Origin of the sequence: Rickettsia sp. Oklahoma-10, assembly GCF_039954865.1 — a bacterium.
GTDB classification, from domain to species: Bacteria; Pseudomonadota; Alphaproteobacteria; order Rickettsiales; family Rickettsiaceae; genus Rickettsia; species Rickettsia oklahomensis.
On the sequence record NZ_CP157197.1, the window covers coordinates 1 to 12,500 of the forward strand.

Here is a 12,500-nt window from a genome sequence, read left to right on the forward strand (position 1 = left end):
GTGAGTACTAATCAAATAATTTTAACGGATCAAGGGGATAATTATTTAAATGTCTGGAGTCATGTGGCTCAAGATCTTTACAATCATTACGGCGAAACTCTATATAATAGCTGGTTTAGTAAAGTCAATTTTATAGAATCTTCATTAAATACCGTTATTCTTTGTGCCCCTACTAACTTTGTTAGAGATTGGATAAAATCCAAGTATTCTATGGTCATATTACAATTATTTCAACATTATAACAATACCATTAAGTCAGTTGAAATAATTACTAAAGAGTTACCTAGAACAACCAAAACAGTTATAGAATTACCTACTAAGACTTTTGTCGATATCGGCAGCAACGAGCTTAATTCGGAAAATATTTTTTCAACTCTTGACTTACGTTTTACTTTTGATAATTTTGTGGTTGGAGCACCAAATGAGCTAGCTTATGCTGCTGCAAGAGCGGTCGCAGAATCAACGGATGCCGTTTCTGAATCTAATCCGCTTTTTTTATATGGCGGTGTAGGGCTTGGCAAAACGCATTTAATGCATGCAATTGGTTGGTATATAAAGCAGAATAACCAAACCCGTAAAGTGATATATATGTCAGCAGAGAAATTTATGTATCAGTTTGTTAAAGCTCTGCGTAACAAAGAAGTAATCGCGTTCAAAGAGAAATTTCGTTCTGTTGATGTGTTAATGATTGATGATATTCAATTTATTTGCGGCAAAGATAGTACTCAAGAAGAGTTTTTCCATACTTTTAATACGCTGATTGATAATAACCGTCAAATAGTTATTTCTTGTGATAGGTCGCCTTCAGATTTAGATAATATTGAAGATCGGATAAAATCCCGCCTTGGATGGGGTTTAGTTGCTGACGTTCATAGTACCACTTATGAGCTGCGTTTAGGTATTCTTGAATCTAAGATCGAACAAATGAATGTTAAAATACCAAAAAACGTTATTGATTTTTTAGCATCTAAAATCGTTTCAAACGTTAGAGAACTTGAAGGAGCTTTAAATAAGGTGATTGCTTATTCTAATTTTACTTTAAAAGAAATTACACTTGAAAATACACAAAATATTTTAAGAGATTTATTACGTTCTAATGAAAGAATAATTACAATTGAAGATATTCAGAAAAAAATAGCTAGTCGTTATAATATTAAATTATCTGACATGTCTTCGTCGCGGAGATTACGAGAAGTTGCAAGACCACGTCAAATAGCTATGTATATTAGTAAAGCATTAACATCGAAAAGCCTTGCTGATATCGGAAAAAAATTCGGTAAAAAAGATCATACAACGGTTATGCATGCTATTAAAAAAGTAGAGGAATTAATGGAAAATGATCTAGAATTTCGTGAAGAGATTAATTTACTGATGAAAATATTACAGAATTAATAAAATCTAGTTGTCATTCAGACACGTATTAATGTCATTCCTGCTTCCGCAGGAATGACATAGATTATGTATCAAATGCCTGTAAAAGAACTCTTTTCAGAAGTATTCGTGGACAAGTACCAGATTAAAAGAATTATAAATATCATGTTTAGGGTGAGAGGGTAGAGCATTTTCTATCTGCAAGTTTAAATGAATTAATATATTATAAAGATGAGTTAAAAACAACTATGATAATCAAATCCTAATTAAAAATATAGATATGTTTTAAGAATAGTAATATTACAAAATATTTTATTGCTAATGCAAATAGCTTATTTTACCATTTAGATTTTATAGATAATGCAAGAACTACCATTTATGCGACAAAAATACAATATGATGTAGAATATTAATATGCTTTTTAATCGTATATAATGTTACTTTTCCAATTAGTTTAAAATATTCTTTTATACTATTGTCTATATCCGTGGTTGCCAAAGTTTGATTACTATCATCATTATTTTCATTATATATCTCTTTTGTTAGAAAAAGGATAATTTTACTCTATTTCTAGACGAGAGGTATGAGAAGTAGTTTAAATTTTATCTTATGATACATCCTTTAATTCAGCAGCATCAATGTCATACTATTCTTTTATTTTAGCACATAAAATGTGTAGAATTACAAGCGTGCTATTTCAACTAAACCCTGTAACTCTTGAGAAGAATTATTTTTTAAGAAACTGTGTTTATTATTTACTGTAAACATTAAAGCAGTTAAGTTTTGTAATGAATTTAGTAAATTTGTAGATTAATTTTATTAATTTGTTAGCTTGTTCTAAAAAACGTTTGATGTCACTAATTTTATATTATCTATATTTTCGTTCTTATAAGGTTGCATTAAAGCTAAGATACCAAAACACCTGTGCTATATTCATAGATAAATATTGCATATTTAATTTTTTTATAAGTATCTTAATAGTAGAATATTAATATCAACTAAATATATGTAATATTAAATCTAATCAAAGTTTAAAATCTTCAGAGTGGTATATAATTTAACGTCTAGTATATTTCTTAATAAAGAAATTAAAGGGTTGAGATAAAATATAATTTTCTTTTAACTCTTCATCAGAAGAGCTATGAAATTACTAGTATTCTAGCATTATTATTTATTTAGTAGGATTAATTTTAAATTATTCAAAATATTCCAATTAGGAAAATTAAAGTATCTAGTGTTGCTGTAATAAGAATACTGAAGTCATCTCTATATGATAAATTATTTATAGTACTTTATTCTTTAATATTTAAAGTTTCTCCAGTATTAACCGCAAAGCAATCTATAAATGTTAGGCTTTTATAATCTCCTTATCTTTAAAAATTTAAGTAACTGTTCTTTCCATAATATCGTTATCTTTAACATCAACTAAATCTTTATTTTACTAAAGGCATCATCATATTTATTTCTCAAGCTAATAACGTAGGATCTCTAACTATCTCAATACCATTATAGTTATAATATTAACTATATACTAATATATAATCAAGTATCTTTTCTAAGAATTGCAATTTCTAGATTGCTTTATTGACAGTAATTAATATTTATTATATATTGTTACACAATCTAAATCTTCACGGTATTTGTAATGGCAGAAAAAGTTAATAATATAAAAACTCATAGAGTACTTGCACTTTCCGGCGGTGGAGTTAAAGGTATATCTGAGTTAATAGTACTTATCGAAATCGAGGCGAGAACAGGAAAATCTATTGCTGAGTTATTTCCTATTATTTCGGGTACTAGTGTAGGCGGTCTCATAGCTGGCTTATTAACAATTCCAAAAGAACCAGGTTCAAAAGAAGCAAAATATAGTGCTAGAGAAGCATTGGAGATATTTAAAGCAAGTGCAAATCATATATTTCCTGATAGCTTTTTAGGTTCCGTTAAACAAATATTTACTCACAAATATAGTCAAAAACCTTTAAAAGAATTATTAGAAAAATATTTAGGCGATAATAGAATGGACGATACTACTTCTCGCCTTGTTATTCCAGTCAATGATTTGACTACCTGTGGAAAATTAAAAATTTTTGATAGTTTTCACGGTTATAGCACTCATGTTAGAGTCAAAGATGTATTACTTGCAACAACAGCAGCACCTACTTATTTTAAACCTATTATGGATAAAGCGGCCATACAGGAATATAATTATGCTTCGGGCACTGCTTATGCATATGCAGACGGGGGACTCAATGCTAACAGACCGGCAAGCGAAGTTTTAAAGCTTCTTAAAAAGGGTTATATACATAAAGAGCAACATCATATACGCGTAGAGAACAACTTCACACGTGAAGAGCAAAAAGAGATATTAGATCATACTATGGTTTGTGCTTTCAATTTCAGTAATAACATTGAACCAAAGAGTTCCATACCTAAAATTGGCACTGATGGAATAATAGGTTGGCTTGTGAAAGGAAAATTAGTAAGCAGGCTTATGAATAATATGGAAAATTCTTCTACTATCGAGGTTAAAAATGATTTATCTGGAGAAGATGAATTTTTTGAAATAAGATTACCTATTACAAAAGAAACCAAAAGCTTAGATAATGCAAGTCCTAAAAATATTGCAAGATTAGAAGAAATAGGACGGAAATATATTCAGGAGAATAACGAATTAATTCAAAAATTATGTGATAACTTACTTGATAATTTAAATAAAGAACAAGCGGCTAATCAAACTATAGCTTTTATAGATGAAGACTTTGAAGAAGAAGAGAATATAGAAAATAATAAAGAGATAATTAATAAACCGATAGCCACCCAGGCTCTAGAGTCTGACGATGAAGGCTTTGAAGAAGATACAGAATATGAAAAAGAAGCATTATTAACCAGTATTAAGAAATTTTTAAGTGCATTTAGTGAACAACATCCAGCATTAAAAAACGACATAGCTAACTTTTTACAAAAAGCAGAAAATTATACATTAAAAGAACTTAAAGGATGTATTGTCAGTTTTGAAGAAGCTAGTTTAACATGGCAAGCCAAGCAAAATAACACTAATTTATTCAATGGCTGTAGAATGGAAGCCTTAAAGGAAGAAATTGACCTTGAAGGGATAGACGCTGAGGTCTTAAATCATGAGATTTTGGCATAAGAAATGAGTAGTAAAGAGTGTAAACTAAAAGACGAATTAGAAAGAAACAGTATTGTAACGTAACTAAGCAAGATGGTACTAAAACCACAAAGGTGCAGTAGGAAGTTAAAGAAATTATAATTGAGCTTGTCAGAACAGAGATTTTAAAACAACAAAGAGATATAATATTTGTAACAATATTTAATTTAGTAGGATGTTTCCCGGATAGGCTTAATGCATTTGATAATGATAAAAATTATAAGTATTTTTAGACAATCCTGCTAATAAAGCTTTAATGGAATAAGCTATGCAAACAACAAAAGCATATTTAGACAAGATCGAGATATCAGACTATAAAAAGATTTCTAAAAATGTAGAGACCGGTTACAACCTAAAAATGGCAGGATGCAGAGAATATTAAAGAAAATATTATTAAAATGATACTGGTGAAAAAATTTATACATTAACTGAACTAACCAGTTAATTTTTATAGAATTATTGATTTTCCTATAAAACCTGATAAAGTTATAGTTTTAATAGACTGATCTATTGTTGAATAGTCTGAGAACAGCAATGGCTAGTAAAGCTGTATATTTTACTACCCACTATGAAGAATGGTAAGCTTTTATCTTCAAGAAATAAGCCCCCTATATCTCTAAAGTTTACAAGTGATAGTAAAAATGTGTTATAGGAGCATGACGGTAAATCTCATACACTACCTATAACTCATAATAAGTATGAAGAGATGAAGATTGAGGAAAAATAACAATCGCTATGCTAATTTTTCTAAAGAAGAGAGATCAAGATACGGGAGAACACATACAACCAAATACAAGAAAGTTTAATAAAAAATTCACATGTTACCACTACCACAGTCAATTCCTTCTACTGCTACCCCTATACCGAGAGGTAATACAAAAAGTGTGAGTACAATAAGGTATTCTGATTAAGAATTATTATAATATCACTTTTCTATATTACTTTTTTCTTTCATAAATGCAAAATATAGTAAAATGCAGCAGCAGCGCTAATACTTAAAGCTACACTTAATAAAGCAAAATTGCTTATTGTTTCAGCATGTATTTGAGACACTATATAGGTTATAACTGCAATGAGTACATAATATATTGCACCGAATATTGAACCGGCAGTGCCTGTTACTTTAGTATAATCCTCCAGTGCATAACGAAGCGTTATAGGAATAAGTATATTATGTCCTAGCATATGAATCATCATAGGCACAAATATCATAATAATTGCAAGGTTTTTACTTGTTTGAATGGCTTCCAATATAAAAGCATTTATCACAAATAATATACAACCGCACAGACTAAAAATAAATCCTAACCCCATAACTTTTTTATCATGTATATGACGTTTTTTTATCAAATACCCCCCTAAAAATCCTCCAAAAATACCAGCAAAAGATAATAAAAATGCTAATTTACCATAAAAGGAAGGGACAACTTTCATTTTATCAATAAAAATAAAAGGTGCTTCTATATAAAACCCGTAATATATACCGTTAAATGCACCAATGATAAAAGCATATAACCAAAGCATTTTATCTTTAATAATTACCTGCAAAACCTCAAAATATTTACTGCTTTGAGAAAAATATATATAAGAATTTGTTTCAGGTAGTACTTTATAATATAAAGCTAATAATATAATACTCGTTATACTGAAAAATACAAAAACATAATGCCAGCTTGAATAGTCTACAATATAGCCTCCTATAGATGAACCTAAAGAAGGAATAAATAAAAGCCATGGGGATAAGCTAGCATAAATATATGATAATTCTGAACCTTGATAAGAGTCTCTAGCCATAGCCTGACCGATAACCGACCCCACACTTACACCAAAAGCTTGAGTAAAACGAGCCATCATCAACATTTTTATATTAACTGCAAAAATGCTAATAATTGAAGATATAATATAAATAAAAAGTCCTAATAACACTATAGGTCTTCTGCCGTAAATATCTGATAATCTCCCAAGTGATAATATACCAAGAGCAAATCCTAAAAAATATAATGTAGAGGTAATTTGAGTGATACCGCCGTCAATACCAAAATATTTGGTTATACTCGGCAATCCGGAAGTGTAAATTGTTTCTGTAGTTGGAGATAAAATAAATAAGCATAGAAGCATCCATGCTGGAATTTTCTTAACAATTTTCATAAATGTTTATTTCAGTTCATCGAGTTTTATCGATTAATCTGCTCCAAACAAATTTTCTCGTTTATCATCTGTAATTTTTCTAATCTCTCAATCAGGTAAAGTGACTGCTCTTTACTAATTTTATAATTTTTATCATATCTACCTTAAGATACGCGCCTCTTCAAGTAATTTAAAGCATTCTTCTTGCTCAGGAGACGATTGCAGCAATACTTTAGTAATGCAGTAATAATACAATCTCCACCTAGCTTTCTTATAGATATATTTTTGGATATATTTTTGGTTTGTAACATAAAATTGCACTATAGAAACTTTCGGTGACCTGATGGAGAGGAAAAGCTGTATAGGCATTGCGTTCTATGTTATGTATTCGTACAAAAAAGAAAGCAAGCCTTTACTTCTACAAAACCACTACCCATAACCTTCTTTCCCTCCCAAGGTAAATATTTAGCTTCCACAAGTTGAAATTCAACACGATGATATAAATCTTTTTTCAAGCTTGTCATTTATCTTACTTATAGATTCGCATATTATAGATATCCAAGGTTCTAGCGAAAAAAACTTTGAATTTTCTTAAGTCTATTTGTTCTAACTTTTTTTATCTTCGATTCTACCCTTATCACTTACATAACTATATAAGTAATATGATCTTTTCCGTATATATATCTTTAACCCAATCACATCTAACATACAAATAATCATGGCACTTTTATCTCTGATTACAATCAAAATTTGTTACAATATATAATCAAGCCTATCTTGAACTTCAAACGACCGTTTTGGTAAAAATTATCTTTGTAGTTAATTATTATTTAAACCTAAAACGTACTATATCCCCATCTTGCATTTTATATTCTTTACCCTCTAAACGCATTTTTCCTACTTCCTTAGCTTTTACTTCACTACCAAGACTTATGTAATCTTCATAGCCGATAACTTCTGCTCTAATAAAGCCTTTTTCAAAATCAGTATGAATAATACCGGCAGCGGCAGATGCAAGCGTGCCGTCTTTAAAAGTCCAACTATGGGCTTCTTTAGGACCTATGGTAAAAAAGCTCTTTAAGTTTAATAAATTATATCCTTCTTTAATTACTTTATTAAGTCCTGTTTCGTCTAAGCCAATATCTTTTAAAAATTCTTCTTTTCCTTCCATACTTTCAAGCAAAGCAATATCAGCTTCTATTTTTGAAGAAACTACAACACTTGTAGCATTGTCTTTCTTTGCTCTTTCCGCTACTAATTGCGTAAATTCATTGCCACCTGCAGCATCTTGTTCAAGCACATTACATACATACAAAACAGGCTTAGAAGTAATTAACTGTAATTGCTTTAAATTATCAACTCCTAAAGTTTCATTTAACACTCTTGCAGGTTTACCGTCTGCCAACAATTTATAAACCTCTTTTAATATTTCTATCTGCACCATCATTGTTTTATCGCCTGACTTTACGCGCTTTTCACTTGTAGCTAAACGCTTCTCGACCGATTCTATATCGGCAAGTATTAATTCCGTTTCAATAATCTCTAGATCATAAAGTGGATCGACTTTATTATATACATGCGTTACATCTTCATCTTCAAAGCAACGCAGTACGTGCAGTATTGCATCAACTTCCCTGATATGAGACAAGAACTTATTACCTAGCCCTTCCCCTTTACTTGCTCCTTTAACAAGCCCTGCAATATCAACAAACTCAATATAAGATGAAATAATTTTTTCGCTTCCAGCTAAACTTGCTAGTTTATGCAAACGCTCATCCGGTACTAAAACTGTACTACTATTAGGCTCAATAGTACAAAATGGATAATTCGCAGCATCCGCAGCCTGACTTGCCGTTAAAGCATTAAATAACGTTGACTTACCGACATTCGGCAACCCCACAATTCCTAATTTTAGTGTCATAAATCTTTCCGCAAATAATACATTATAGAATCTTTATTGTAACCGTTGCATAACAAATTCAATTTTATAACCTTAGCTTCTCATAAAACGATTTTGATTGCATAGTAACAAGATGAATAAAATTACAGCCTAGTTCACGTGCTAAATCTTCAACCTTTTCTTTTTCAATTAGTAAAGTACCATAATTTTAGTTCCTTATATTTTTATTAACAAAGAGCGAATCAATATTAAATCCACCCTAAGAACTCATACCACTAATTCCTGCAACAAAAATTCTTATCCTGATTGCAACAGGAAAATAAAAAAGAGTTAATATATCCTACTATCCAATTTTATTCTTAAATTCTTCTAATTTATTTTCTAATATTAAATCAAAGTTATTAGTAATTTTATCTATAGCTTGAATTGTTATTTCATATTCCGATTTAGGGAAATTATTAAGTAGGTAATCTGCTATATCCTGATTATTTTGCGGTCTACCCACTCCAATTCTAATGCGGTTATAGTTATTGCCTATAACCCCGTCAATTGATTTTAAACCGTTATGCCCACCGTTACCACCACCGGTTTTAAACTTTATTCTGCCTATTTTTAAATCAATATCATCATGAATAACAAAAATTTTTTCAGGATGAATATTATAATATGTTTTCACCAATATCACTGATTTACCAGATAAATTCATGTAAGTAGTAGGTTGTACAAAAATTAGCTTTTGTCTTTCTATGATACTTTCAGCAATTTCGCAATTGAATTTTTTCTTTATACTAAATGATAAATTATATTGGTTTGCTATTTTCTCTATAGCAATAAAACCAATATTATGCCTTGTATATTGATATACTTTTCCTGGATTACCAAGACCAATAACAAGAATCATAATAATTTACCTAAAATAAATGTAATGAGAAATTTTTGAAGAAATGTTGATTTGGAAGAAGTGTAAAACAATATCATGCCTGTGAAAACCACAATTCAGAAACATACATCACCGTGACTTGATCACGGGATCTACAAATTTGTAGTATTTTTACTGGATACGATACTGTGGTCAAGCCACGAGTAGACAGAAGCTGTATAACTACTTGCCTGCTTCAACAGCTTGTTGTTCCCCTTCAATTTCAGTTTTTGCCCCTTTACGCCCTATAATAGTTGCAAGGACAAATTCTTTTTTTGTAGCAAAACTACATCCTTTCGGTAATACTATTTTTGAAGATTTTAGTGAAGTAGCAATAGGCATATTAGTAACGTCGATAGTTACGTTTCTTAGGATATTATTAACATCACATAACAGTGTAACTCTTCTTTTTACTATGTTAAAGTATCCACCTCTTTTAACCCCTAAAGCTCTTTCTTTACCTTCATATACTACCGGCACTTCCATTTTTTGGGTTTTTGCTGCTAAAAAGACAAAATCAACATGGCGTACTATATCCGTAACAGGATGTAACTCCACTGCTTTCGGTAATACTTTATATTGTTTCTTATCAATTGTTAAATTAATTAACTGAGAGATAAAAGCCGGCTTTCTATAATATTTAGTTATTTCCTTTTCTTCTAAAGAAATACTAATAGGGGTTTTACCTGCTCCATAAATAATAGCCGGGACACGTCCTTCTCTTCTTAATGCTCTTGCTGCGCCCGTACCAAATTCTGTACGGTATTTTGCTTCAAGTTCTAATATTTCACTCATTTCTCTAAATACTCTAGCTTTTAAATAGGTTATAATAGTTGTAAGTAATAAAAAATTCAAGACATATTTGCAAGATACTTTACTCAATCCCTAAAAATTTGTGAGTTTGCAAAGATAACCTCGCCCCGCTTTCTAGTGCTAACTTTACTGCTAACGCATTATTTTCGTCATTAAGCTTTGGATTGTTTTGATCCATAGGCTGCACAAAAACCGGTATATTATAAGCTGTTTGACCTACTTCCGGTATGAAACTATATTCTAAAATATTTTTAGCAACAATAAATTTCACTGCACTAATTTGAGACAAGAAATCTTCTCTTATTTTAGTGTAACCGGTTTTACCTGCTTTCGGCGAACAAATTATAGACACTGCATTTGGTAAAGAGCGATATAACGTACCGTTAGTCTCTATTTGGACTTTAAAATCCCGGTCTAGTAACTTCTGACATAATAATGATATAGGTTGACGCAGCGGCTCACCACCGGTTATTACTACTAAATTAATTGATTTTTCATTTTTAGAATTTAATGCCAAACTTTCTACTTTATTCAAAATCTCGGTTATATCTACTAAATCAAAATTTTCAAACTCCGTATCACAAAAATTACAAGCAAGGTTACATCCCCCAAGCCTTACAAATATAGCAGGACTACCTACAAAAATTCCCTCACCTTGTATGGTCTTAAAAATAGACTTTACCTCTAACTTAGTACCATCACCGTTTAATATACTCCTTTTAGGATTTTGTCCGAACATTCTTAAATTTGCTTACTAATTATAATTAAGTTCTGTGTACTTTTGATTAATAATTGTCATCCTAGCTAATTTGATCGTGACCAGTTTAATTAATTTTTTCTAGATACTGAAAGCCACGGTATTTCTTTCTATAATTTCAGCTAAAAAGAACTAAAATACATTATAATACATTTTTATAAAAAAATCTTGCAATAACTAATAAAAAAAACTAGTATCTTAGTTTTCATCAGTAACGTGGTTTTGGTATACCTAAACATTACTGGTAAATCTAGAAATACCAAGTTTATAAGGAATATTATGCCTAAATTAAAAACAAAATCTGCCGTAAAAAAACGTTTTAAACTTACTGCTAGCGGCAAGGTTATCGCATCTCAAGCAGGAAAAAAACATTTAATGCGTCACCGCACTAAAGCTCAAATTCGTAACCTTCGCGGGACTACAATCCTTTGCAATCAAGAAGGATATAATATTAAAAAATATTTTTTACCGTACGGTACAAATTAATGAGGAGCTATAAGTAATGACACGCGCAAAATCAGGAAAAATTTCCAAAAATCGACATAAAAAAATTCTAAAATTAGCCAAAGGCTATAGAGGTAGAGCAAATAGCTGTTTTAGAGTAGCTATTACAAAAGTAGAAAAAGCTCTCCAGTATGCTTATAGAGATCGAAGAAACCGTAAACGTGATTTTAGAGGCTTATGGATTCAAAGAATAAATGCAGCAGTAAGAGAGCATGGGCTTGTTTACTCTAAGTTTATGGGAGCTCTAAAAAAAGCAGACATTGATATAGATCGTAAAATACTCGCAGAACTTGCTATAAATAATAGTTATGGATTCACAAGTATTGTAGAAAAAGCAAAAGCACATATTTAACAAATCATTATGAGACACAACTGTAAGTTTTAACGAAACAATCCAGTAATCATTATGTGTATAATTGATAAAATTTCTATAATATTTTATTATAAATAATTAATTTTTATTTTCGTTCGGTATAAATATTATGAAACGTACATTTCAACCTAGCAATTTAGTTAGAAAAAGAAGACATGGTTTTAGAACTAGAATGGCTACTCCATCCGGAAGAACAATCTTAAGAAGACGCCGTGCTAAAGGTAGACATAAATTATCCGCTTAAAATAAGCTGACTTATCAAGTTGTCTATTACCTCTTTAAAAAATCAAAAAGAATTTGAGCTTATAAATAAGCTTGGAAGAAGGTTTCATGAGAGATGTTTTATTTTAGTAATAGCAAGAAATCTTCCAAGTATCTTCCTTGAATCAAGATATAATGTCTTTTTAGGAATCAAAGTTAGCAAAAAGTTAAATAAAAAAGCCGTAATTCGCAATAAAATTAAAAGGCGTATAAGACATCTAATTAGAATTATCGTTAGTGATTCTAAGCTTAAGGTTATAAAGCTTGCCATAATTATTATTCCAAGAAAAGGATTTGAAGAGATAA

At 30.4% G+C, this 12,500-nt stretch carries 12 protein-coding genes and 1 pseudogene (1 of these 13 running past the window's edge); 6 read left to right on the forward strand and 7 right to left on the reverse strand.

The annotated features are described in order from the left end of the window. Both dnaA and AAGW17_RS00010 read left to right on the forward strand, forming a co-directional pair. A complete protein-coding gene (dnaA, locus tag AAGW17_RS00005; RefSeq protein WP_347938924.1) occupies positions 1 to 1,392 on the forward strand; it encodes a chromosomal replication initiator protein DnaA in 1,392 nt (463 codons plus the stop codon). A gap of 1,624 nt (positions 1,393 to 3,016) precedes the next feature. Further along, positions 3,017 to 4,522, forward strand: coding sequence for a patatin-like phospholipase family protein (locus tag AAGW17_RS00010; RefSeq protein WP_347938925.1), 1,506 nt, complete (start codon positions 3,017 to 3,019; stop codon positions 4,520 to 4,522). Positions 4,523 to 5,491: 969 nt separating this feature from the next. On the opposite strand, the gene AAGW17_RS00015 is transcribed toward AAGW17_RS00010, so the two are convergent. The 7 genes and pseudogenes from AAGW17_RS00015 to AAGW17_RS00045 all read right to left on the reverse strand — a co-directional run bounded on the left by AAGW17_RS00015 (position 5,492) and on the right by AAGW17_RS00045 (position 11,038). After that, positions 5,492 to 6,688, reverse strand: a complete 1,197-nt coding sequence (locus AAGW17_RS00015) for a Bcr/CflA family efflux MFS transporter (RefSeq protein ID WP_347938926.1) — start codon at positions 6,686 to 6,688, stop codon at positions 5,492 to 5,494. Between the two features lie 359 nt (positions 6,689 to 7,047). Then, positions 7,048 to 7,191 carry a hypothetical protein gene (locus tag AAGW17_RS00020; RefSeq protein ID WP_347938927.1) on the reverse strand — a complete coding sequence of 48 codons (144 nt, stop codon included), beginning with the start codon at positions 7,189 to 7,191 and terminating at the stop codon, positions 7,048 to 7,050. 302 nt (positions 7,192 to 7,493) lie between these two features. Next, positions 7,494 to 8,588 (reverse strand): redox-regulated ATPase YchF, encoded by a 1,095-nt coding sequence (gene ychF / locus AAGW17_RS00025; protein ID WP_347938928.1) that lies wholly within the window; start codon positions 8,586 to 8,588, stop codon positions 7,494 to 7,496. Further along, positions 8,585 to 8,757 (reverse strand): annotated as a pseudogene (locus AAGW17_RS00030) (GNAT family N-acetyltransferase). Before AAGW17_RS00030 ends, ychF begins: the two are co-directional and overlap by 4 nt. Positions 8,758 to 8,910: 153 nt before the next feature. Then, on the reverse strand, positions 8,911 to 9,468 hold the full coding sequence (gene pth / locus AAGW17_RS00035) for an aminoacyl-tRNA hydrolase (RefSeq protein WP_347938929.1): 558 nt from the start codon (positions 9,466 to 9,468) through the stop codon (positions 8,911 to 8,913). A gap of 201 nt (positions 9,469 to 9,669) precedes the next feature. Continuing rightward, positions 9,670 to 10,281 carry a 50S ribosomal protein L25/general stress protein Ctc gene (locus AAGW17_RS00040; protein ID WP_347938930.1) on the reverse strand — a complete coding sequence of 204 codons (612 nt, stop codon included), beginning with the start codon at positions 10,279 to 10,281 and terminating at the stop codon, positions 9,670 to 9,672. Positions 10,282 to 10,360: 79 nt separating this feature from the next. Further along, positions 10,361 to 11,038, reverse strand: coding sequence for a 7-carboxy-7-deazaguanine synthase QueE (locus AAGW17_RS00045; protein ID WP_347938931.1), 678 nt, complete (start codon positions 11,036 to 11,038; stop codon positions 10,361 to 10,363). Between the two features lie 297 nt (positions 11,039 to 11,335). Here AAGW17_RS00045 and rpmI point away from each other — a divergent pair, with 297 nt between their 5' ends. The 4 genes from rpmI to rnpA all read left to right on the forward strand — a co-directional run. Beyond that, positions 11,336 to 11,542, forward strand: a complete 207-nt coding sequence (gene rpmI, locus AAGW17_RS00050) for a 50S ribosomal protein L35 (protein ID WP_347938932.1) — start codon at positions 11,336 to 11,338, stop codon at positions 11,540 to 11,542. Between the two features lie 16 nt (positions 11,543 to 11,558). Next, entirely contained in the window at positions 11,559 to 11,912 is a 354-nt protein-coding gene (gene rplT, locus AAGW17_RS00055; RefSeq protein WP_347938933.1) for a 50S ribosomal protein L20, read from the forward strand. Between the two features lie 130 nt (positions 11,913 to 12,042). Next, a complete protein-coding gene (gene rpmH / locus AAGW17_RS00060; protein WP_010421915.1) occupies positions 12,043 to 12,177 on the forward strand; it encodes a 50S ribosomal protein L34 in 135 nt (44 codons plus the stop codon). A gap of 19 nt (positions 12,178 to 12,196) precedes the next feature. Then, positions 12,197 to 12,500, forward strand: the 5' portion of a protein-coding gene (gene rnpA, locus AAGW17_RS00065) for a ribonuclease P protein component (protein WP_347938934.1). 53 nt of this gene lie beyond the right edge of the window; only the first 304 of its 357 coding nucleotides appear in the window; its start codon is at positions 12,197 to 12,199; the stop codon falls past the right edge of the window.